This window comes from Kordia algicida OT-1 (genome assembly GCF_000154725.1).
GTDB lineage: Bacteria > Bacteroidota > Bacteroidia > Flavobacteriales > Flavobacteriaceae > Kordia > Kordia algicida.
Genome location: NZ_DS544873.1, coordinates 2317340 through 2342044 on the forward strand (window position 1 = coordinate 2317340; position 24705 = coordinate 2342044).

Genomic DNA, 24705 nt, shown 5'->3' on the forward strand with positions numbered 1-24705 from the left:
GAAAAATCAATTTCCTCCGCCATTATTCGCAATACATCCGATCTGTTGACCATTGTTAACACCTTTGTCATACTTGCACGAAGTTGTTCATGGTTTTTAAAATTTTCAAAAATTCCCATGATATACGTATTGAAGTCAATTAACATCAAATTCAGTTTCTACGTTTCTTGATGCAATCGAATTTATTTTTGCGTTAAAATCTACTGTAGTTTCATCAAGACTAATAAAAGGAATTAGCAACATGATTAAAATTGGCACTTCAATTTTCATATCTTGAAATTGTGCAGGTCTTGCTACTTGCGTTCCTAAAGCTGACGAAACTGTTGGAGCTACAATAGTTAATCTAGCCACAGTTGTTCCTCCAGAAAAAATCAAGGAAGAAAACTAGATTGTTACAGGGAAAACGCTATTTAATTTTTAGGAAAAGTACTAAAAACCAAAAACCTCAGTATTTTTTACTGAGGTTTCTTACTATTTGACTAAGATGGTATTGTATTCTTTTTATTTTAATCCGCTTAAAATAGCATTTGCATACGCTTGCGGATCATTTCCACATTTTTCAATATCGTCATATAACCAGATGAATCCGCCTTGAATTTTGTCTTTTTTCCACTTTGTAAACTGACTTTTTATTTGCTTTGGATCCATTCCTTGCGTACAATTATCACCATGCTTACACCATAAACCTGGATCGATAAAGCCTGCGGCATCAAAATTACTTCCCATAGCTTTTTGTAATGGATCAATCCAACCTTGTTTAACATAGCCAATATTTCCTGCTCCACCAGCATAACATTGTAAATTGAATCCTGTAACTAATCCTGGATTTGTTTTTTCTAAAAGAACCAAACAATTGATCCAGAACGCACTGTTTGTGTACGGACAAAATGTAATTTGCTTATATCCGATTGTTGCCAACATACGACTCAGTCGTGTAATGGTATTGATATTGTAGTTTCCTTCATCATCATAATCAATTCCATCAATTGCAGGAATTGCTTCTAATAAAGCTTGAAAGTTTCTGTATAAAATACTCGTTGGTCCGTCACCTTGTGTATTGAGTAACGTCATAATGTGATAAAAATCGTTTGTTTCCCAGCCTCCAATTGAGAATAGGATTCTATTGACGCTTCCACCTTCCTTTACTTCTGCTAATTGTTGTCCCCAACTATGATCGCCCACGTAAGACCCGCTGGTTACAATTAGTGTGTCATTGTATGCTAAATCTCCATTAGGGCGCACATGTAGTGCCCAACAAACAACTGTTGTAAAATCTGATTTTTTGATTGTTGGTAATGCTGAATTTTCTCCCGGATAAAAAGGTCCGCCGCCATAAATTGATGCTGTAAGTGCCATAAGTATAGTTTTTAGTTTGTTATATGGTAAACTTACAATTGAAACATTAGAATTTTTAACGTGATTTTCTTGATTTTGAAATTCCCGTATTTTTACTTGGTTTATATTTTGATTGAAAAATTAAAAGATTGAAGAATTTAAAAATTACTATGATTTTTAAAAAATTTCCTTTTTGCCATTGTAATTGCTTTCTACAGAAACTATATAGGTTTGGAGAATGTAATGTTGATTTTATAATGAAAGTAGTTCAACTTACAATTTTAAATGCATCTTTCAGACTTTTTAAGTGTTACGTATCATAAAAAGCGATCACTCTTTTAAAAAAATCAAAACTTCATAGAGAAAGATTCCTTTAGACAAAGGAATTAGTTCAACTTACAATTTTAAATGCGTCTTTCAGACTTTTTCAAGTGTTACGTATCATAAAAAGCGAGCACTCTTTTAAAAAAATCAAAACTTCAGAGAGAAAGATTCCTTTAGACAAAGGAATTAGTTCAACTTACAATTTTAAACGCGCCTTTCAGACTTTTTAAAATTGAGTTTCACTAAAAAAAAACTCCAAAGCTTTCACTTTGGAGTTTTTACGCACTAAGATTACTAAGATGTTAGGTTTATCGCAATCGATCTACAGATTTTACAAGATCTTCATCCTTCTTTATTGCTCGGTTTGCGAGCACTAATAAAACGATAGAAATGATAGGAAGAATGATCCCAATACCTTTCTCTGAGATTTCACTCTCTCCAGATAAATTTAGCATTCGATATACAAATATCCCTAATAAAATAAGGTGTAATAAGATGTTGAAGCGATTCAACACAAATTGTAATTTTCTATTTTTGAATAAAAAGATTGTGATTAAAGCCAATACTGCTGACGCCATAAACAAACCTAAATATAAGGGTTCGTCTTTTGCAAACACTGCTGCTCCATTTTCTAGCGTGTACAGACCAAATACAAACGTTAAACCACCAGCAATTGCAGCGACTAATAATAGGTATATGGTTTGTATTCTTTGAATCATATCTTAAAATTGGATCACAAAAATAATAGTTCTTTTCATAAAATACTATTTTGTTTATTAAAATAAATTTGTATTATTGCATAGACAATTCATAATCTATTGTTAATAATAGATTTACACACTTCTTAAGAGTATTTTTATCACTCATTTTTCAAAAAAAATTCATTACAATCCAATAAATGTTAGAAATTTCAGAATTAAAAAGCAAAAAACTCCCTGAGCTACAAGAGATAGCGAAGACTTTAGCCGTTCCGAAGTACAGATCTTTAAAGAAATTAGATTTAATTTATAAAATATTAGACCTTCAAGCGAGCAATCCTGAATCGGTAGCACCGATTACTAAAGTTGAACCCAAGCCAAAAGCTGAGGAAACTACTACTAAGAGAAAGCGGATTAAGCGAGAACCTAATCAACGATCTGAGAAAACTACCGCATCTTCTTCACAACAAAAAAAGTCTGAACCTACGACTTCTGAAAAATCTAACACACAAGCTTCCAAACAAAGTAAGCAACCACGCAAGACATCTGATAAGAATCAAAAAAACAATCCGCCACAAGCGAAAAAAGAAGATTCTAAAAAGAATACGAATGATTCTTCAGACAATAATAGCAAACAACAGCATAACAATAACAAGAAAGATCATTCTCAGCAAAATAATAAGCAACATAATAACAAGAAGGATCATTCTCAACAAAATAATAAGCAACACAATAACAACAAAAAGGATAATTCCAATAAAAATAACGGAAATAAAGATCAGCGTAATCGCTATCGTGAGCCTGATTTTGAATTTGACGGAATTATTGAAAGTGAAGGTGTACTCGACATCATGCAAGATGGTTACGGATTTTTAAGATCATCTGACTACAACTATTTGTCTTCACCTGATGATATTTATGTATCACAATCACAAATTCGTTTGTTTGGACTGAAAACTGGAGATACCGTATTAGGTATTGTAAGACCTCCAAAAGAAGGCGAAAAGTATTTTCCTTTAATAAAGGTTAGCAAAATTAACGGAATGGATCCTCAAGTAGTACGAGATCGTGTTGCATTTGAGCATTTGACACCGTTATTTCCAGATGAGAAATTTAATTTAGCTCATCGTCAAAGTACAATCTCTACACGAATTATGGATTTGTTTGCTCCAATAGGAAAAGGACAAAGAGGAATGATTGTTTCGCAGCCAAAAACAGGTAAAACAATGTTATTGAAAGATGTTGCGAATGCTATTGCAGCAAATCATCCTGAGGTTTATCAAATTGTATTGTTAATTGATGAACGTCCTGAAGAAGTTACCGACATGCAACGCAATGTGAAAGGTGAAGTAATTGCTTCAACCTTTGATAAAGAGGCTTCAGATCATGTTAAAGTTGCTAATATTGTTTTAGAAAAAGCAAAACGTTTGGTAGAATGTGGACACGATGTTGTTATTTTACTGGATTCGATCACACGACTTGCCAGAGCCTATAATACGGTACAACCTGCTTCTGGAAAGATATTAAGTGGTGGTGTGGATGCAAATGCACTTCACAAACCAAAACGTTTCTTTGGAGCTGCCAGAAATATTGAAGGTGGCGGATCATTATCAATTATTGCTACAGCATTGACAGAAACTGGATCTAAAATGGATGAAGTAATTTTTGAGGAATTTAAAGGAACTGGTAACATGGAACTTCAGTTAGATCGTAAGATTTCTAATAGAAGAATCTTCCCTGCAATCGATCTTACTTCTTCAAGTACGCGTAGAGACGATTTATTACTTGATGATAACACAATTCAGCGTATGTGGGTAATGCGAAAGTATTTGGCAGATATGAATCCTGTAGAAGCAATGGAATTTATCAACCAACGTATAAAACAAACTAGAAATAATGAGGAATTTTTGATTTCTATGAACGCATAAAGCTATTTAGAATTACAAAATACCATATTAAAAAAAGCTACTTACAATTATTTATGTAAGTAGCTTTTTTAATTGCTAACTTTTTGAAGGAAAAGTTTAGGTATAAAAAAAGCTCCAACAAATGTTGAAGCTATATATTATAAAGTTAATTTCTTCTTTATAAAGAACTAACGTGCTTTGCTAACTTTGATTTTAAATTAGCTGCTTTATTATCATGGATAATGTTACGCTTTGCTAATTTATCAATCATAGATACTACATTAGAGAATAAAGCCTCAGCTTCTTTCTTATCCGTCAATGCTCTTAATTTCTTAATAGCATTACGAGTAGTTTTATGCTGATATCTGTTTCTTAGACGCTTTGTCTCGTTACTTCTAATTCTCTTTAATGCTGACTTGTGATTTGCCATCTCTCTTTTTAATTAATCTTTTTTAAACTTAATGTTTAGTAGCCCGTAGGGGATTCGAACCCCTGTTACCAGGATGAAAACCTGGCGTCCTAACCCCTAGACGAACGGGCCATCATTTTTCAATGAGGTTGCAAATTTAATTTATTAATTAATATTTGCAAATAAAACTTTCAGAAAAAATTAGTAGCCCGTAGGGGATTCGAACCCCTGTTACCAGGATGAAAACCTGGCGTCCTAACCCCTAGACGAACGGGCCATTATTTCTGTTAGCGGATGCAAAAATACAACTATTTTTATATGCTCCAACTATTTTTTAAAGTTTTTTTTATTTTTTTTAATATGCCTTTGCAAATAGCACTCTCTTAGTTGATTTCTGACCCGAATATACACATTTTCCTTCTTCTTCCAAAGCATCTAATGGAATACAACGAATTGTTGCTTTTGTGAGTTCTTTTATTTTGTTTTCCGTTTCTGCAGTTCCATCCCAATGTGCAGATACAAATCCGCCTTTATTAGCAATGATATCTTTGAATTCATCAAATGTATCCACTTCAGTTGTGTTATCGTCTCTGTAATTTTTTGCTTTGTTAAATAAATCCTCTTGAATGGTTTCTAACAAGCTCACAACAGTCGCCACAGCATCTTCTTGCGCTACAGATTGTTTTTCGAAGGTATCTCTACGAGCAATTTCCAAAGTACCATTTTCAAGATCACGTGCACCTAACGCTATACGTAGTGGCACACCTTTTAATTCCCATTCAGCAAATTTAGCTCCAGGACGTAATGTATCTCTTTTGTCAAATTTGATAGAAACTCCTTTTGCTTTTAATTCATTGGAGATTTCAGTTACTTTTTTAGCAATTGCTTCAAATTGTTCTTCATTTTTATATATAGGAACAAAAACCACTTGTATTGGTGCTAATTTTGGAGGTAACACCAATCCTGCATCATCGCTATGCGTCATAATCAATCCGCCCATTAATCGCGTAGAAACTCCCCAAGAAGTTGCCCAAACCAATTCTTGTTTCCCTTCTTTGGTTGCATATTTTACATCAAATGCTTCTGCAAAGTTTTGCCCTAAGAAATGTGAAGTTCCTGCTTGCAATGCCTTTCCATCTTGCATAAGTGCTTCTATGGTATAAGTATCTAGAGCTCCAGCAAAACGCTCACTTTCTGTTTTAGCACCTTTTACAACTGGCATTGCCATAAAATCTTCTGCAAATTCAGCATATACTTTTTGCATTTGTAACGACTCTGCTACCGCTTCATCTTTTGTTGCATGCGCTGTGTGCCCTTCTTGCCATAAAAACTCTGCTGTTCTTAAAAAAAGGCGTGTACGCATTTCCCAACGAACTACATTTGCCCATTGGTTTATTAAAATAGGTAAATCTCTGTACGACTGAATCCAATTTTTATATGTATTCCAAATAATTGCCTCACTTGTAGGACGTACAATTAGTTCTTCTTCAAGTTTTGCATTTGGATCTACCATTAGTTTGCCTTCTTTATCAGGATCCGTTTTGAGTCGGTAATGTGTTACAACAGCACACTCTTTTGCAAAACCCTCTGCATTTTTTTCTTCGGCTTCAAAGAGACTTTTTGGCACAAATAGCGGAAAATAAGCATTTTCATGTCCTGTTTCTTTAAACATTTTATCTAATTGAGCTTGCATTTTTTCCCAAATAGCATAACCATATGGCTTAATTACCATACAACCTCTAACAGCTGAGTTTTCAGCTAAATCAGCCTTTACAACCAATTCATTATACCATTTTGAGTAATCCTCTGTTCTCTTAGTTAATTTCTTGCTCATTCTTAGTAGTTTGGCACAAATATTGTGAATATGTTAAATATAAAATAGTTTCGACAAAACTAACTATTTTTGTATTGTTCAACAATTAATTTTAGGAGATATGCGAGTAATTTACCATTTAAAAAACAACATAAGCGCTATATATATTTTAGCGCTAACTTTATTGACATTAACATCTTGTGGAACTTATCAACAAGCGACATATGATGACGGAATTTACAGTTCTGGAGAAGAAACTAGAGAAACAGCTCAGGTTACTACAACTCCAAATGCTAATGCATATCAAAATTATTTTGAACAAAAGTCCTTTGAGGCTGAAGATCGCTACGGCGAAGTTTTTACAGATATAGATTCTTATTCTAGTCAAGGTGATAACGTTGAAACAGAAACAGAAGTTGAAGCAATTGGGTATACTGAAAGCTATTCTCCTTGGGGCGAAACTGCTGACGACATTACTATTAATGTTTTTAACGGTGGCGGTTTTTACGGTCCTCAATTTGGATTGTGGAACAATTGGGGTTGGAACCGTTGGGGTTGGAATCGCTGGAACCGTTGGGGCTGGGGCTGGAACAACTGGGGCTGGGGCTGGAATAACTGGGGCTGGAACGGCGGCTGGGGATTCGGAGGCGGATTCTGCGGTATTTATGGTGGAGGATTCTACGGACCTTACGGCTATGCTGGCTTTTACGGACGCAACTGGAGATCTCCATATTACGGAAACTACGCATATAATAGAGGAAGAAGAACATACGCAAATAGAGCTTTAGCTAACAGAAGAGCTAATTACTACTCTAGAAGTACAAATAGAAACACAAGATATTCCAACTCTCGTTCTTCAAGAAGAAGTGATGGCACAATACGGTCAACAAGAAATTCTCGAAACACAAGAGCTACACGTGGCACAAGAAGTACAAGATCAACGCGAGCAACACGCAATACAAGAAGCACAAGATCAACACGCGCTACTAGAAATTCGCACACTCGTTCAACAATTACTAGATCGAATAATCGTTCACGAGGATCATTTAATAGTAGTAGATCATCAAGTAGAGGTTCATCTTCAATGAGATCATCTGGCGGAAGCAGATCTAGCGGAGCAAGCCGTGGTGGTGGAAGAAGAGGCGGAAGACGCTAATATCAAATCGCACACAAATATATATTCCTAAAAATAACATTTTACTAAATTAAATTATGAAAAAAGTATTCATACTATTCATAGGTGTACTCGCTATGTCTGTAAGTAACGCCCAAAATATAAATGATGTCGTACGATATTCATCCGAGAATATAAACGGTACGGCACGTTTCAAAGCAATGAGTGGAGCTTTTGGAGCTCTCGGAGGTGATTTCTCTGCATTTTCAATAAACCCTGCAGGTTCAGCCGTTTTTACCACTAGCGAGGTTACGGTTTCATTAAGTAATTATAATAACGATAATGATGTTTCCTATTTTGGTACTGTTGCCAATAGAAATGAATCAGAATTTGATTTAAATCAAGCAGGAATCGTTTTTGTATTCAATAATGTTGATGATGGCGATTGGAGAAAAATCTCTTTAGGTTTAAACGTACAAAACAACGGAAACTACTATAATAATTATTTAGCAACTGGTAGAAACAATTCGCGAGGAATCGCTAACTACTTTGTAGCACTTGCCAACGGACAGTTTTTAGGTGATATTGCGCAACAAGCTGATGAAAGCGATACGGATACTTATTTATTTTTAGGAGAAAATATTGGATTCAACGCACAACAAGGTTTCTTAGGATATGAAGGTTTTGTAATAAATCCTGTAAGCAACGACAATAACAACACTTCTTATACTTCAAATGCAGATTATTCTAATGGAGCAGATCACGATTATATTGTACAAACTTCAGGATTCAACAGAAAATACACTTTCAATGTAGCTGCACAATACAGAAATAATCTATACTTAGGTTTAAATATCAACTCACACGATGTTGACTATAGAGAGCGCAGAGTTTTAGTAGAAACTCCTGTAAATGACGCTTCTGGCTTGCAGTATGCAGAGTTTTCAAACGAACTATACACATATGGAACAGGAATTTCTTTTCAAGTTGGAGCTATTTTAAAATTAGACAATATCCGTTTGGGAGGTTCATACCAATCACCTACTTGGTATAGCCTAAATGACGAACTAATTCAAGGATTAAGCACCGATTTCAGAGATCCAGGGAACCCAAGTGATATTTTAAGGAGAGACATTTTCCCTAATGTTGTCAACGCATATAGAGAACACAGAATTGTAACACCAGGAAACATTACAGGTAGTTTTGCATACATTTTTGGAAAAAGCGGATTAATTAGTTTCGATTATTCTTTAAAAGATTACACGCATGCAAAAATACGTCCAACAAATGACTTCATTGTAACAAACAATGATATTGACAACCAATTACAAGCTGCTTCTTCATACAGAATTGGTGGTGAGTACAGAATCAAACAACTTAGTTTACGTGGCGGATATCGTTTTGAGCAAAGTCCATACAAAGATGGAGTTGCCATTGGCGATCTAGAAGGCTATTCATTAGGATTAGGATACAATTTTGGAAGTTTCGGAATCGATTTAGCTTACGACAGAAGCGAACAAGCGAGAAATCCTCAATTATTCCAAGCTGGCTTGGTAGACCGCGCAAACATTAACAACGTAAATTCAAACGTAACACTTTCAGTTTCGTTTAAACTATAAAATTACATCATCATAACCGATTGATTACCACTAAAAAATCCTCATCGTAAACATGAGGATTTTTTTATGATTCCAAATTCAAAAGGCGCATTATAATTGAGAAAAAGTTCGTCCTCTACCCTATTTACTTGCCAAATTTTGTAATCAGTATTTCATCACTGATTTCTTTCTTTATAATTTTTCTATTGAATATTTTCCTTTCGGGATTTGATATTGATACATACCATAATTTGTTTAAATTTTAAAACTGCTTAGGTTCAAATCAAACATAATCTTTGTTTTGTTTCCGATTGAAGCATTCCGTGTGTATTCCAATCTTACACAACACAAAAAATCACAACTAAATTATAGTATATAAAAAAACCAAAGAAAAATAATCTTCGGTTTTTATGATTTCTATATGGTTTGATGAATTATCTCTTTAAAGTAAAATGATTGATAAATTCTTTTGGCGAACCGTCAAATGGATCTACGTATTCCACTCTAAACCAGTAATCATTGGATGGCATTGGTACTCCGTTGAAGGTTCCGTCCCAACCTTGCCCTGCCGGACTGATCTGTTTTAAGAGTTTTCCATATCTGTCAAAGATATAAATCTTTGCTCCTGGCTGATTTCTCAATCCGATGATGTTCCACGTCGGATGGTATTCATCTCCGTTTGGTGTAAAGAATTTCATGTAATCAATCAGTTCAAAGGTTCTTACCAGCTCGCCACAACCGTTGTTGTCTCTTACTGTTACCGTGTGTTCGCCTGGTTGTAAGTCTAAGAACTCTCCTGATTCTTGCCACTCTCCATCATCTAGTTGGTATTCATACACACCTGATCCGCCTGATGCCGTTGCAATCACATTGTGCGTATCTGCAAAGGCTGGTGTAGTAATCTGGATATCTAACAAACTTGGTGCTGATGAGGCTTCATACGTCACACTATCACTGTAGCTACAGTTGGTTTCATTGTTAGCATCAATCACGGTCACACTGTAGGTTCCTGCAGTAGTTACCTCTACAGTCGCTGTTTGTTGCTGTTCCATTTTGGTGTGGTCCACGAGTAAGTGTAGCCTGCTCCAAAGTCTACGCCTATGGTTCTGGTCTCTAATGCCAAGCCTGTCTCTGCATCCACACATAAGATATCATCTTCCGGTAAGGAAATACCGGTAATGGATTTACCTGTAAGTTCACTACAACTGGATCTGATAGACAACCTGTAATGGTTTGTCTCACTCTCGCGTAAAGCGTCTGCGGATTGGAAGTGTTGGTATAACTTGTCGTATTTGTGATCGCGTTGCTATCCATATCAGCATCTGTAGCCGTTTCATAGTAGGATACCGCCATGTCTGTTTGTCCATTTATGATCTCCGCATCCAAGCTCGTTAGATCAAATACTGCCGTGTCTTGAGCTGCTTCATCCGCTGCGCATAGTTCATAGGTGTCTGGCGCTGTTGCCGTTGGTGTTGGCTCTACACTCAGTTCTAAACTAGCAATGTTGTTGGTATTTACACAACCTGTGACATTGTTCTCCACACGGATAAATACCGTTTGTGGATCACTCGTGTTTTCAAACCCGTTAGCAAGTGCATTGGTGTTTGCTAAGGCATCTGCTACTGTTGGATGATAGGTAACGGTAAAGTCTGCTACCATTTGTGGCGCTGTGAGTAAGTCTAAGGAACTTGTCACCACATCCCAATCAAATTGTCCTACATCATCATTGTCATATTCACAGAATACATAGCTAAAGGCAATGTCTGTAAGTTCAGGTAATGGGTGTACCACTACAGGTAATTCGACTACTTTGTAACATGGAAGCATGTTGCTGTCTATTTGAATGTCGCTCTCTACACGTACATAAATAATTACTTGTCCGTTCATGTTTGCATTTGCCATGTCAACCGTATGCATGGTTGGATCAGCTATCGGGTTAATGTCTCCATCAGCATCTTCTTGTGTGGTATGATAGCTTACCGTAACATTGCTTTCATTGTTTACAATTTCTGCCTCTGATTGTGTCAGATCAAAGACGAGCATTCCATTGGTGGCATCTCCATCGCTGTTGTCATCACATGCTTCTAAGACATCAGGAGATGTGTTTGGCGTTGGAATTGGAAGTACTCTTAAGGTCATGGTAATGTCAGTCGTACAGCCTGCCGCATTGCTTGCTCGGATGTAGAGTACCTGCGGATTGCTGATGTTTTGGTAGGCTGTTGGATCAGCTATAGGCGTATCGTTGTCTAAGTCAGTTTGACTTGCATAATAAGTCAGGGTTAAACTCGTATCGCCACCTGTGATCTCAATGTATTTGTCGGTCAAATCAAAACTGCTGATCTCATCACTCTCATCACCACTTTCTGCATCATCACAGAGGGAGAATGCTGTAGGTTGTACAAGTACTGGTGGTGCTACCACGATAATATCAAAGCTTTCAATGGCATAACATTCGGTAGTGTTGTCTTCTAATCGCACCCAAATGGTTTGTTGATTGATGGTTGTGTTGATATAATCGGTCACATTGACTATTGGTGATACATCATCGATAGCATCTTGTTCACTCTCATGATAAGTCAGGGTAAAGTCACTTGGTGTTTGACTGCCATAGATTTCTGTTTGTGTCTCAGAGAGATCAAACATAGCAAAACCATCTGATGGTTCTTCATCACATTCTTCCAAGTCGGTGAGATTGATTGGAATTTCAGGAATAGAGATGACATTCAGCATAAGCGGCGTTACGGTAAAACAGCCTGTTACCGTATTGGTTGCCAAGACATAGATGGTTTGACTATCCATTACAATGTTGGTGTATGGACTAGGCAGTGCATTTAGGTTGTTGTTCGCATCTGCCTGTGTTTCATGGAAACTATACACGACATCTGGTTCATTGTTGATAATGTCATTGGTCAGTGCATCTAAGTTAAAAGCGACAAAACCATCGTTGTCATCATCACAGGTATCTGAGCTAAGCATTCCGTTTGGATCTAGCGTTGGACTTGGCAATGGATTCACTCTGATGTCAAAGGTAATGGTGTTTTGACAACCTGTAGTATCATTGGTAGCTAAGACAAAGATGGTCTGTACGCCAACCTCTGCATTGCTATATGCCATAGGATCAGCTATGGGCGTATTATTGTCTAAGTCCGTTTGACTAGCAAAGTATTGCAAATTGATTCCAGGAACACTGTTTAGTAAGTCTTCTGCTAAAGATGTCAGATCAAAGACTTCAATTCCGTCATTGAGCGTGACTGCATCACAGGTTTCCAAACCTGGTAATTGTGTAAGTACAGGAAGCTCATCTACGATCAGCGTAAGATTCGTAATGCTAGCACAGCCTGTGTTTTGATCTTCTACACGTACCCAAATTACTTGTGGACTCGGTGGAATGTTACTGTAAGCATTGACATTGTTGATTTCTCCTGTGGTAGTTCCTGCCGTAGCATTTGCCTGTGTGTTGTAGTAACGAACGGTGTGTGTGAGTGGATCTTCTCCGTTGAGTAAATCAGCCTCAGCTTCTGTCAAATCAAACTGTGCGATTTGATCCGCGCTTGCATCATCACATTCTGATAAGCTCGTGGCATCTAGCGCAGCAATCTCTGGAGAATCGTATACGATTAGATCTAAAGAAACCACATTGTAACAACCTGTCAGCACATTTTCAACACGTACATAAATCGTTTGATTGTAAGCGTTGATGTTGGTATAGGTATCTGGCAAACTGTTTACATTGTTATCTGCATCTTCTGGTGTTTCGTGGTAAGTGACTGTGACTTGTCCTGGTAATAATCCGCCTGTGATTTCGTTTTCTGTACTTCTTATGTCGAAGATTCCAAAGCCATCATTGTCCGTGTCACAGTATTCGAGTGGTGTTGGTTGAAAAACTCCTGGCGTATCGTTGATATTTACCGTAAGCTGTGTTACTACATGACAACCGGTATTGATGTCTTCTACACGAACAGAAACCGTATAGGTTGTTGGTGAAGAAGTGTTTTCATATGGTAATACTAAAGCATTCATGTCAGTATCCGCATCAGCGTCAGTCAAGTGATAAGAAACCACCAAATCTGGATTGGATTGCGTGATTTCGTCATTTTTGATGGATAAGTCTACTGGTGCGATTCCATCAGCTGTCTCATCGTCACAGGCTTCTAAATCTGTTGGTACTACAAAAACTGGTAATGGTTGTACTTGCAATTCGAAGCTTCCCACCTGAATACATCCTAAGAGATTCTCCGCACGCACCCAAATGATTTGTCCATCAGTTCCATTAACATTTGTCACCGCCGCTGTATTGTTGTCAGCATCTGCTTGTATTTCGTGATACGTAATGGTCAGTCCTACTTGTCCGTTTTCCACTGTAGTGGTATGCTCTGTCAAATCGAACATTTCCATCATATCGCCTGGATTGTTAAAGTCACAAGCAATCATCGGTGGAATATTATCTAGATTTGGTAGCGGATCTACGATGAGCGTTACTTCTACAACATCAAAACAACCTGTTACATCATCCGTAACGCGTGCATGAATGATTTGCAAAGAAGGGCTCGTGTTGGTATACATCACAGGAAGCTCCGTTCCTGCTGTTCCTGCTTGTGCTAATGCTCCTGTTTCATAGTAAGTTACTGTAGCTGTTCCTGCCAAAGCACCCAAAATTTGAGCATCTAATGTAGAAAGATCAAAAGTTCCTAATTGATCTGTATCGTTTCCGTTAGTATCATCACAAACACTGTAGTTTGAAGGTGTAGTCCCCGTGATTGCTGGATTTACTTGCAAGTCTAATGTTGACGTATTAACACAACCTGTTACTGTATTTACAATACGAATGTGTACCGTTTGCATGTTTGCTGTTGTATTCGTATACGGCGATGTAAGTGGCGTTCCTGTTCCTGAAACTGCATCTGCTGGATTGTCGTAATACGTGATTGTCATTGCATCTGTAGATGTTTGACCTGCTAAGATTTCCGCATCAGCATCTGTTAAGGTAAATGCTACAAAACCATCCGTATCGTCGTCACATTCTTCTAAAGTGGTTGGCAAGACTGCGACTGGCAATGGATTTACAGCTAACATAAAGCTAGTGGTTGCATAACATGTATTTCCTGACTCTGTACTTTCAATACGAACAAATATTTCTTCGTCATCAACTCCCGTATAATTTGTTGGCAGTGGATTCATATCATCATCCGCATCTGTTTGATTTGCGTGAAAAGTTATGTTGAAGTCTGCAGGATCTTGCGTATCTAGTATTGCAGCCTCTTGCGTTGTGAAATCGAAGTCTTCAAATCCGTCGCCATTTGAGTCACACGAAGCCATATCTGCTGGTTGGTTTGCGATAGGTTGTGTATTGATTCGTATTTCAAATTGTGTTGTATCAAAACATGAAGTATTGTCGTTATTTTCAATTCTTACATGTATTGTTTGCGGATTTGATGTGTTTGTAAATGCTGCAGGTAATGGATTTGCATTGTTTGTTGCATCATCCGGTGTTCCGTGATAGGTAATAGTATATTGTGATGCATCTTGTGTTCCTAATACCTGTACATCATAGTCCGTTAGTGTAAAATTGGCTACATCATCATTGGAATCATCATCACAAATAATAACATCTGCGACAGTATTTGCGACAGGCTGCGTGTATATTTCTAAGTCAAAAGTTGTCGTTGCAAAACACATTCCTGATGTATCTTCTATTCTAACAAATATTGTTTCCGTTGGACTTAGATTATTGGTATATAATGTTGGTAATGGATTCATATCCATTTCAGCATCATCAAGTGTATTGTGATAGGATATATTAAAGAGTGTAGGATCTTGCGTAAGCAATACATCATTATTTACTAATGACAAGTCAAATTCAACAGCAGTAACACCTTCTGGCGCACATTCTAGTAAGTTATTTGGTTGATTTGCTTCTGGTATTGGTGCAAATTCTATAACAATACTGTCTTCTGTACTACAGTTTGTTGAAACCGAAACACTTACTGAGTATTCTCCTGGAGTAGTTACTTCTAAAGTTGGATTGGTTTCTCCTGTAAGTTCTACGCCATCTCTAAACCATGTATATGTTGCTGTATCTATGGCTGATTGAGCGTTTAGAGTCACAGAATCTCCTTCACAAACAGGGTTTCCTGTCATTAATAGCCTGTCTTGACCTAAATCGAATGCTCCAATATTGAAACTTCCTCCTTCTAGAAATACTGCAGAGTCAAAAGAAGAATCGATATAATCTGAGATTACTAATTTTATCGTGTATGTTTCTCCTGGAATTACGGCAGATTCAGCTTTTAAAGCAATTGTTTGCCCGTCAAACTCCGTAGAACCGTTATTACTTCCTGCTGTATCGTAATATTCTGGAAAGGCAAATTGCCCTAATCCTGGACCACAAGTAAATGTGTGAATATTGGTAATACTTGCTGGAATATTGGAGTTTGGCAGTAGCGCGATGTTTCTTCCTCCTAAATCTAAGTTGAGTTCTGCTGTTCCTGGATTTGCATCGTGATCGTACAAATTTGAGTTTGCAATTCCAGGTCCGCTTAAGATAAATGCAAAAGTATCTGCAAATTGACACGGATAGTTTGCGCTTGTTGTATATTCTTCAGAAGCTAATATGTATCTGAAACTGATTTGGTCGGCTAATGGCACAAATTCAAATTCTATTGCTGTAGCGTTAAAAACATTATCTCCTCCACCTGTAAGCACTTGCAAATCTGGATCTCCTTCCCAACTCGTTCCTCCAAAACTCAAGTTTCCTCCACCATTGTTTGCTATTGGAAGTAAGCTGGAACTACTTAATATGATTCCTTCCTCGAAAGGAAATGCAGCTGTTCCTGTATTAAAGTATCCGTAACTTTCAAAACCGAGATTTGCTCCGTTGGTTTCTCCTGCAAGATTATCTGCTCCACTATGATTCGTTACAGCAATGTTGGTTGGCTCATTACCACAGACATTTTGGAATAAAACATTTACGACCAGTTCTTCTGGCGTCATCGTGTCGTCTACCGTGATTGCTTGCGAGTATGCTTGTTGCCCTATGAATAGTAATAGAACAAGTAGAATTTTTGCCCTCATAAAGTATTTTTTCTGGTTAGTTTAGCTATAGTAATATTCAAATATATCAATTAAGGATGTCAATTTTTTATTTTTTAACACAAAAACAGTTGAGAATTCTTATCTGATATAATGATTTTTTGGTGTTTATTAAAAAACCGAAGTGTTGAAATTACTTCGGTTTTTTATACTTATTCTTTTATTTCATTTATACATTTTATCAATATTTCTTTGATGAATTATCTCTTTAAAGTAAAATGATTGATAAATTCTTTTGGCGAACCATCAAATGGATCTACGTATTCCACTCTAAACCAGTAATCATTGGATGGCATTGGTACTCCGTTGAAGGTTCCGTCCCAACCTTGTCCTGCCGGACTGATCTGTTTTAAGAGTTTTCCATATCTGTCAAAGATATAAATCTTTGCTCCTGGCTGATTTCTCAATCCGATGATGTTCCAAGTCGGATGGTATTCATCTCCGTTTGGTGTGAAGAATTTCATGTAATCAATCAGTTCAAAGGTTCTTACCAGCTCGCCACAACCGTTGTTGTCTCTTACTGTTACCGTGTGTTCGCCTGGTTGTAAGTCTAAGAACTCTCCTGATTCTTGCCACTCTCCATCATCTAGTTGGTATTCATACACACCTGATCCGCCTGATGCCGTTGCAATCACATTGTGCGTATCTGCAAAGGCTGGTGTAGTAATCTGGATATCTAACAAACTTGGTGCTGATGAGGCTTCATACGTCACACTATCACTGTAGCTACAGTTGGTTTCATTGTTAGCATCAATCACGGTCACACTGTAGGTTCCTGCAGTAGTTACCTCTACAGTCGCTGTTGTTGCTGTTCCATTTGGTGTGGTCCACGAGTAAGTGTAGCCTGCTCCAAAGTCTACGCCTATGGTTCTGGTCTCTAATGCCAAGCCTGTCTCTGCATCCACACATAAGATATCATCTTCCGGTAAGGTAAATACCGGTAATGGATTTACCTGTAAGTTCACTACAACTGGATCTGATAGACAACCTGTAATGGTTTGTCTCACTCTCGCGTAAAGCGTCTGCGGATTGGAAGTGTTGGTATAACTTGTCGTATTTGTGATCGCGTTGCTATCCATATCAGCATCTGTAGCCGTTTCATAGTAGGATACCGCCATGTCTGTTTGTCCATTTATGATCTCCGCATCCAAGCTCGTTAGATCAAATACTGCCGTGTCTTGAGCTGCTTCATCCGCTGCGCATAGTTCATAGGTGTCTGGCGCTGTTGCCGTTGGTATTGGCTCTACACTCAGTTCTAAACTAGCAATGTTGTTGGTATTTACACAACCTGTGACATTGTTCTCCACACGGATAAATACCGTTTGTGGATCACTCGTGTTTTCAAACCCGTTAGCAAGTGCATTGGTGTTTGCTAAGGCATCTGCTACTGTTGGATGATAGGTAACGGTAAAGTCTGCTACCATTTGTGGCGCTGTGAGTAAGTCTAAGGAACTTGTCACCACATCCCAATCAAATTGTCCTACATCATCATTGTCATATTCACAGAATACATAGTTAAAGGCAATGTCTGTAAGTTCAGGTAATGGGTGTACCACTACAGGTAATTCGACTACTTTGTAACATGGAAGCATGTTGCTGTCTATTTGAATGTCGCTCTCTACACGTACATAAATAATTACTTGTCCGTTCATGTTTGCATTTGCCATGTCAACCGTATGCATGGTTGGATCAGCTATCGGGTTAATGTCTCCATCAGCATCTTCTTGTGTGGTATGATAGCTTACCGTAACATTGCTTTCATTGTTTACAATTTCTGCCTCTGATTGTGTCAGATCAAAGACGAGCATTCCATTGGTGGCATCTCCATCGCTGTTGTCATCACATGCTTCTAAGACATCAGGAGATGTGTTTGGCGTTGGAATTGGAAGTACTCTTAAGGTCATGGTAATGTCAGTCGTACAGCCTGCCGCATTGCTTGCTCGGATGTAGAGTACCTGCGGATTGCTGATGTTTTGGTAGGCTGTTGGATCAGCTATAGGCGTATCGTTGTCTAAGTCAGTTTGACTTGCATAATAGGTCAGTGTTAAACTCGTATCTCCACCTGTGATCTCAATGTATTTGTCGGTCAAATCAAAACTGCTGATCTCATCACTCTCATCACCACTTTCTGCATCATCACAGAGAGAGAATGCTGTAGGTTGTACAAGTACTGGTGGCGCTACTACAATAATATCAAAGCTTTCAATGGCATAACATTCGGTAGCGTTGTCTTCTAATCGCACCCAAATGGTTTGTTGATTGATGGTTGTGTTGATATAATCAGTCACATTGACTATTGGTGATACATCATCGATAGCATCTTGTTCACTCTCATGATAAGTCAGGGTAAAGTCACTTGGTGTTTGACTGCCATAGATTTCTGTTTGTGTCTCAGAGAGATCAAACATAGCAAAACCATCTGATGGTTCTTCATCACATTCTTCCAAGTCGGTGAGATTGATTGGAATCTCAGGAATCGAAATGACATTCAGCGTAAGCGGTGTTACGGTAAAACAGCCTGTTACCGTATTGGTTGCTAACACGTAAATCGTTTGACTATCCATCACAATGTTGGTGTATGGACTAGGCAGTGCATTTAGGTTGTTGTTCGCATCCGCTTGTGTTTCATGGAAACTATACACGACATCTGGTTCATTGTTGATAATGTCATTGGTCAGTGCATCTAAGTCAAAAGCGACAAAACCATCGTTGTCATCATCACAGGTATCTGAGCTAAGCATTCCGTTTGGATCTAGCGTTGGACTTGGCAATGGATTCACTCTGATGTCAAAGGTAATGGTGTTTTGACAACCTGTAGTATCATTGGTAGCTAAAACAAAGATGGTTTGTACGCCAACCTCCGCATTGCTATATGCCGAAGGATCAGCTATGGGCGTATTATTGTCCAAGTCGGTTTGACTAGCAAAGTATTGCAGACTGATGCCTGGTTGACTGTTTAGTAAGTCTTCTGCTAAAGATGTCAGGTCAAAGACTTCTATTCCGTCATTGAGCGTGACTGCATCACAGGTTTCCAAACCTGGTAATTGTGTAAGTACGGGAAGTTCATCTACGATCAGCGTAAGATTCGTAATGCTTGCGCAGCCTGTGTTTTGATCTTCTACACGAACCCAAATCACTTGTGGACTCGGTGGAATGTTGCTGTAAGCATTGACATTGTTGATTTCGCCTGTGGTGGTTCCTGCCGTAGCATTTGCCTGTGTGTTGTAGTAACGAACGGTGTGTGTGAGTGGATCTTCTCCGTTGAGTAAATCAGCCTCAGCCTCGGTCAAATCAAATTGGGCGATTTGATCCGCGCTTGCATCATCACATTCTGATAAACTCGTGGCATCTAGCGCAGCAATCTCTGGAGAATCGTATACGATTAGATCTAAAGAAACCACATTGTAACAACCTGTCAGTACATTTTCAACACGTACGTAAATCGTTTGATTGTAAGCATTGATGTTGGTATAGGTATCTGGCAAACTGTTTACATTGTTATCAGCATCTTCTGGTGTTTCGTGGTAAGTGACTGTGACTTGTCCTGGTAATAATCCGCCTGTGATTTCGTTTTCTGTACTTCTTATGTCGAAGATTCCAAAGCCATCATTGTCCGTGTCACAGTATTCGAGTGGTGTTGGTTGAAAAACTCCTGGCGTATCGTTGATATTTACCGTAAGCTGTGTTACTACATGACAACCGGTATTGATGTCTTCTACACGAACAGAAACCGTATAGGTTGTTGGTGAAGAAGTGTTTTCATATGGTAATACTAAAGCATTCATGTCAGTATCCGCATCAGCGTCAGTCAAGTGATAAGAAACCACCAAATCTGGATTGGATTGCGTGATTTCGTCATTTTTGATGGATAAGTCTACTGGTGCGATTCCATCAGCTGTCTCATCGTCACAGGCTTCTAGCGTTGTAGGGTTTGTAATGACAGGCAATTGAGGAACTTGTATTTCAAAACTTCCTACTTGTACACAGCCGATTAAGTTTTCCGCACGCACCCAAATGATTTGTCCATCAGTTCCGTTAACATTTGTCACCGCCGCTGTATTGTTGTCAGCATCTGCTTGTGTTTCGTGATACGTAATGGTCAGTCCTACTTGTCCGTTTTCCACTGTAGTGGTATGCTCTGTCAAATCGAACATTTCCATCATATCGCCTGGATTGTTAAAGTCACAGGCAATCATCGGTGGAATGTTCTCTAGATTTGGTAGCGGATCTACGATGAGCGTTACTTCTACAACATCAAAACAACCTGTTACATCATCCGTAACACGTGCATGAATGATTTGCAAAGAAGGGCTCGTGTTGGTATACATCACAGGAAGTTCCGTTCCTGCTGTTCCTGCTTGTGCTAATGCACCTGTTTCATAGTAAGTTACTGTAGCCGTTCCTGCCAAAGCACCCAAAATTTGGGCATCTAATGTAGAAAGATCAAAAGTTCCTAATTGATCTGTATCGTTTCCGTTAGTATCATCACAAACACTGTAGTTTGAAGGTGTAGTTCCGACAATACCTGGATTTACTTGCAAGTCTAATGTTGACGTATTAACACAACCTGTTACTGTATTTACAATACGAATGTGTACCGTTTGCATGTTTGCTGTTGTATTCGTATACGGCGATGTAAGTGGCGTTCCTGTTCCGGAAACTGCATCTGCTGGATTGTCGTAATACGTGATTGTCATTGCATCTGTAGATGTTTGACCTGCTAAGATTTCCGCATCAGCATCTGTTAAGGTAAATGCTACAAAACCATCCGTATCGTCGTCACATTCTTCTAAAGTGGTTGGCACTACTGCGACTGGCAATGGATTTACGGTTACTTCAAAACTTGTGGTTGCATTACATGAATTTGTGGCATCCGTACTTGTAACACTTACATATATTATATCTGTTGGAGTTGTACCTGTATTTGTATATGTTGTTGGTAATGGGTTTGCGTTTGCATCCGCATCTGCTTGACTTGCGTGGAAGTTGATGGTTACGTCAGCAGGATCTTGCGTTCCGCGAATGATTGGAATTTGCGTTGTTAGATCGAATGTTTCAACTCCATCGTTAGAAGCATCATCACAAACTACCATATTTGGTGGTTGTACAGCTGTTGGTTGATAATCTACACAGATTTCGAAGCTTGTAGTATCAACACAAGTTGTATTGTTAATGTTTACAATACGAACAAATATTGTCTCACAATCAACTGTAGCATCACTGTTATATGGACTTGTTAATGCATTTGTACCAGCATCTGCATCAGCTTGCGTTGGGTGAAATGTTACTGAAAATATTGCCGCATCTTGTGTTCCGAGCACTTGAATACTTAACGCATCTAAGTCAAAAGGTTCAGTACCATCGTTGCTATCATCATCACAAACAGTAATGTCTGCTACAGGATTTGCAATTGGCAATGGATCTACCACAACATTGAATTGCGTTGTAGATACACAGTTTGTTGTATTATCTTCTACTCTTACTACGATTAAATCAGTAGGATTTACATTTGAATACATTGTTGAAAGCGGATTCGCGTTTGCATCAGCATCTGTTGCATTTGCGTGGAAACTTATGGTAAAATCCATAGGATCTTGAGTACCTAAGATGCCCCCTATTTGTGTGGTTAGATCAAATGTTTCAACTCCATCATTAGAAGCATCATCACAAACTACCATATCAGCAGGAGCTGTTACAGTTGGTTCTGGATTTAACACCAAGTCAAATGATGTTACTGCGAAACAAGATGCATCATTGTTATCTTCAATTCTAACATATATGTCATCTGTTGGTGAAGTCATATTTGTGTATAAACAAGGCAATGGATTTTGATTTGCATCAGCATCAGCTTGTGTATCGTGGTATGTTACTGTGTAATCAGCAGGATCTAAAGCTCCTAAAGCGGTTGCTGTTTGCGAACATAAATCAAATTCTTCTTGGTTGTCGTTTCCAACATCACATAAGACAATATCTGGCACTGAGTTCGCCGTTGTATTTCCTATGTTTAATGTAAATGATGAAGTAGCAAAACAGTCTATTGTTGTTGTTCCGTTGTATGTTATTCTTACAAAAATTTCTTCGCCATCACTTCCTGTGTAAGCCTGAGCTTGCGCATCTGTGAGTGGATTTGCACCCGAATCTGCATCAGCTTGTGAGAGGTGATATGTGACTACCATGTCTGTAGTATCTGCAATAGGTGCTAAAACTTGTGCGGTATTTACGGTTAAATCAAATACTTCTGTAGCGTTGTTAGAACATTCTGATAAGTTTGAAGCTGGACCGTTGTTGATTTCTGGAGCAACATCTATACAAACTGTTTCTGTATATTCACATCCTAAATCGTCAATTACTTGATATGTGTAGCAGTGCTGACCGGCAGTGGTAGGTTGTACAGTAATTACGTTTCCTGCTGTATTTGTGATAGAAGCATCTGGTAACCATTCTTCAGTTACAATTGATGATGGTGGCGGAAGTAAACTTGAATCAAAGTCTAAGTTCCATGAGAAAAGTGTTCCATCATCTGCAGCCCAAGTATCAATGATTTCAAAAGTCCAAGTTCCGTTTAGTGGCGCTCCTAGTAAGTTATCAAACGAACTTGAAGCTAATGGCGCATATGTCCCTGCTGGAATTGTAGTTACACCTGCTGCTGCATCATCTAATGTTTGTGTTGCTGTTGGAGAGAAACAGTATTCCCATCCTGTACCTGGATTTCCGTTGTCTGCTTGATCTGGAACTCCAAGATTATCTCCTGGATCAGATCCATCACCATAAGAGATAAATACTACTTGCGCTCCGTTTGGTGCGGTTAAGATCATATCTAAATCTCCCATGAAGGAATGCTCCATTACAATACAGATTTGGTTGATTTGAGCAACATCTGTAATTACTTGTCCATCACCATAACAATCTACTTCAATTTGAGAGTTGTATGAAGTTGCTGTACCTGTAGATACAGTATCTTGCAACCACGTTTGATCAAATATTTCTGGCGCACAATCTTCAAAAGGAGGAATTACTGCCATTCCAGTAATATCTGTAGATTCTCCAAAACATATTTCTGGATTTGCGGCTTGTGTTCCTGTGAAATCTACTGGCGTAGATACGTATACTAATTGATCTAAAACATTGACATTCATACAATCATTATCAGGATCTCCATCGGAGTTCGCTGGATTGTCATCACGAATTGTTAAGTTAACTCTGTATATTCCTGATTGTGTATAAGTATGTGTAACACTTGCTCCATTTAAAATTGTAGTATCTCCTAAATCCCACTCATAAGTTGCGCCTGTTCCATCATTTGCGAATGTTCCGCTTCCGTTAAGTGTTAACGGATCTCCCAAACAAATTCGAATGATATCATCTGCAGAAACTGCTGGCACCGAGCTATCTAAGTTTGCTGTGATTGTTTGGCAAGGCACAAAACAACTTAAATCTGCTTGCCAACCGATATTAACACCTGCATTATCAGATACAAATCGTACTGTTAAACATCCTGAGGTATTTGAGCCTGAAGCTTCGACCAATCCTGGTGAGCCAACTCCTGTATATGTACCAATTAATGGCGCTGACGTATCAGGTCCATCAAAAATATCCATAAAGTCACTATTATTTTGTAGACCAAAGGATGTAAAGTCCATACGCAATGATTGCCCAGCTTCCGAAGGACATAGCGTAAGTACAAAGTTTTCATTATTTGAATATTGTCCTGCGCCACTTCCTCCAGAGTCTAAAAAAACAGGACTTGCAGTACAATCAACATCTAAATTTCCATTTTGCATGAGTATATTCTGACTTAATAATATACACGGCAATAATATCAGTAGAAAGGTTAGTAATTTTTTCATTTCCTGTGTTTTTAGCGAGTTTTTTGGGGAGTTATTACAAGAATATACTGTTGGTTAATTCTGTATCTAATTAGTTCGTTTGAGAAAAAGTTAATATCGTATTTCAACGGATTGAATTTGTTGATATTAAACATATTGTTTCTCACTATATTTTTATTGTATGTTCTGAAAAGTGGCACGGTAGAAAGATTTACAAAATCTTCTCCTAGCTTGTAATTTAATCTGTAGAATGAGATTCGGTTGAGGAGCAAATCTTTAAATCCTTTGTAACGAATAGGATCGGAAAACACAATAGCGTTTGCTTGATCTTGATACACTTCTTTGATAAAGTTATCTACTTGGTTTGGATTTACTTTTGGTGCCTCTTTGGTGTTTTGTGCAAAGGTACTCGTAATACAAAAACACAAGGCAATAATTAAAAAGCTGCATGTACGCATAGAAACAATCTTTAAATTCTAATATTATAAGCGCTCGTAACGCATTAACGCTAGAGAACTTGAGTTTTGGTTTGTTTTAATTATCGGATTTATTAACAATGCTTTCATCGAATAAATAACGCATAATTAAAGTT

At 38.1% G+C, this 24705-nt stretch carries 12 protein-coding genes and 2 tRNA genes; 3 read left to right on the forward strand and 11 right to left on the reverse strand.

Annotated elements, in window-relative coordinates:
• Positions 1–135 precede the first annotated feature (135 nt).
• The 3 genes from KAOT1_RS23565 to KAOT1_RS09975 all read right to left on the reverse strand — a co-directional run bounded on the left by KAOT1_RS23565 (position 136) and on the right by KAOT1_RS09975 (position 2378).
• Positions 136–351 carry a DUF2589 domain-containing protein gene (locus KAOT1_RS23565; protein ID WP_238528695.1) on the reverse strand — a complete coding sequence of 72 codons (216 nt, stop codon included), beginning with the start codon at positions 349–351 and terminating at the stop codon, positions 136–138.
• 150 nt (positions 352–501) lie between these two features.
• Positions 502–1356 carry a hypothetical protein gene (locus KAOT1_RS09970; RefSeq protein WP_007094673.1) on the reverse strand — a complete coding sequence of 285 codons (855 nt, stop codon included), beginning with the start codon at positions 1354–1356 and terminating at the stop codon, positions 502–504.
• Between the two features lie 611 nt (positions 1357–1967).
• Positions 1968–2378, reverse strand: a complete 411-nt coding sequence (locus KAOT1_RS09975; protein ID WP_007094674.1) for a DUF4293 domain-containing protein — start codon at positions 2376–2378, stop codon at positions 1968–1970.
• Positions 2379–2557: 179 nt separating this feature from the next.
• Here KAOT1_RS09975 and rho point away from each other — a divergent pair, with 179 nt between their 5' ends.
• Positions 2558–4285, forward strand: a complete 1728-nt coding sequence (gene rho / locus KAOT1_RS09980) for a transcription termination factor Rho (RefSeq protein WP_007094675.1) — start codon at positions 2558–2560, stop codon at positions 4283–4285.
• A 157-nt stretch (positions 4286–4442) separates the two neighbouring features.
• On the opposite strand, the gene rpsT is transcribed toward rho, so the two are convergent.
• The 4 genes from rpsT to proS form a co-directional block, all read right to left on the reverse strand.
• Entirely contained in the window at positions 4443–4694 is a 252-nt protein-coding gene (rpsT, locus tag KAOT1_RS09985; protein WP_007094676.1) for a 30S ribosomal protein S20, read from the reverse strand.
• A gap of 39 nt (positions 4695–4733) precedes the next feature.
• A tRNA-Glu gene (locus KAOT1_RS09990) sits at positions 4734–4805 on the reverse strand.
• Between the two features lie 73 nt (positions 4806–4878).
• A tRNA-Glu gene (locus tag KAOT1_RS09995) sits at positions 4879–4950 on the reverse strand.
• Positions 4951–5028: 78 nt separating this feature from the next.
• Positions 5029–6507: a proline--tRNA ligase gene (gene proS, locus KAOT1_RS10000; protein WP_007094677.1), complete on the reverse strand. Its 1479-nt coding sequence runs from the start codon at positions 6505–6507 to the stop codon at positions 5029–5031.
• Between the two features lie 100 nt (positions 6508–6607).
• Between proS and KAOT1_RS10005 the strand changes: the two genes are divergently transcribed.
• Both KAOT1_RS10005 and KAOT1_RS10010 read left to right on the forward strand, forming a co-directional pair.
• Complete coding sequence (locus KAOT1_RS10005) at positions 6608–7642, forward strand: hypothetical protein (RefSeq protein WP_040559464.1); 1035 nt, start codon at positions 6608–6610, stop codon at positions 7640–7642.
• Between the two features lie 56 nt (positions 7643–7698).
• Entirely contained in the window at positions 7699–9219 is a 1521-nt protein-coding gene (locus KAOT1_RS10010) for an OmpP1/FadL family transporter (protein WP_007094679.1), read from the forward strand.
• Between the two features lie 413 nt (positions 9220–9632).
• On the opposite strand, the gene KAOT1_RS23570 is transcribed toward KAOT1_RS10010, so the two are convergent.
• From KAOT1_RS23570 to KAOT1_RS10030, 4 genes are all read right to left on the reverse strand, one after another.
• Positions 9633–10250: a T9SS type B sorting domain-containing protein gene (locus KAOT1_RS23570; RefSeq protein ID WP_007094680.1), complete on the reverse strand. Its 618-nt coding sequence runs from the start codon at positions 10248–10250 to the stop codon at positions 9633–9635.
• 61 nt (positions 10251–10311) lie between these two features.
• Positions 10312–16269: a choice-of-anchor L domain-containing protein gene (locus tag KAOT1_RS10020; protein WP_007094682.1), complete on the reverse strand. Its 5958-nt coding sequence runs from the start codon at positions 16267–16269 to the stop codon at positions 10312–10314.
• Positions 16270–16487: 218 nt separating this feature from the next.
• Positions 16488–24134 (reverse strand): T9SS type B sorting domain-containing protein, encoded by a 7647-nt coding sequence (locus tag KAOT1_RS10025; RefSeq protein ID WP_157560092.1) that lies wholly within the window; start codon positions 24132–24134, stop codon positions 16488–16490.
• Between the two features lie 11 nt (positions 24135–24145).
• Positions 24146–24571 carry a hypothetical protein gene (locus KAOT1_RS10030; RefSeq protein ID WP_007094684.1) on the reverse strand — a complete coding sequence of 142 codons (426 nt, stop codon included), beginning with the start codon at positions 24569–24571 and terminating at the stop codon, positions 24146–24148.
• Positions 24572–24705: the final 134 nt, after the last annotated feature.

Excerpts from the sequence above, each read along its gene's own strand:
- KAOT1_RS10025 (WP_157560092.1), bottom strand. The coding sequence starts at position 24,134 with ATGAAAAAATTACTAACCTTTCTACTGATATTATTGCCGTGTATATTA.
- KAOT1_RS10030 (WP_007094684.1), bottom strand. The coding sequence starts at position 24,571 with ATGCGTACATGCAGCTTTTTAATTATTGCCTTGTGTTTTTGTATTACG.
- KAOT1_RS10010 (WP_007094679.1), top strand. The coding sequence starts at position 7,699 with ATGAAAAAAGTATTCATACTATTCATAGGTGTACTCGCTATGTCTGTA.
- KAOT1_RS10020 (WP_007094682.1), bottom strand. The coding sequence starts at position 16,269 with ATGAGGGCAAAAATTCTACTTGTTCTATTACTATTCATAGGGCAACAA.
- rho (WP_007094675.1), top strand. The coding sequence starts at position 2,558 with ATGTTAGAAATTTCAGAATTAAAAAGCAAAAAACTCCCTGAGCTACAA.
- KAOT1_RS10005 (WP_040559464.1), top strand. The coding sequence starts at position 6,608 with ATGCGAGTAATTTACCATTTAAAAAACAACATAAGCGCTATATATATT.
- rpsT (WP_007094676.1), bottom strand. The coding sequence starts at position 4,694 with ATGGCAAATCACAAGTCAGCATTAAAGAGAATTAGAAGTAACGAGACA.
- KAOT1_RS23570 (WP_007094680.1), bottom strand. The coding sequence starts at position 10,250 with ATGGAACAGCAACAAACAGCGACTGTAGAGGTAACTACTGCAGGAACC.
- KAOT1_RS09975 (WP_007094674.1), bottom strand. The coding sequence starts at position 2,378 with ATGATTCAAAGAATACAAACCATATACCTATTATTAGTCGCTGCAATT.
- proS (WP_007094677.1), bottom strand. The coding sequence starts at position 6,507 with ATGAGCAAGAAATTAACTAAGAGAACAGAGGATTACTCAAAATGGTAT.
- KAOT1_RS09970 (WP_007094673.1), bottom strand. The coding sequence starts at position 1,356 with ATGGCACTTACAGCATCAATTTATGGCGGCGGACCTTTTTATCCGGGA.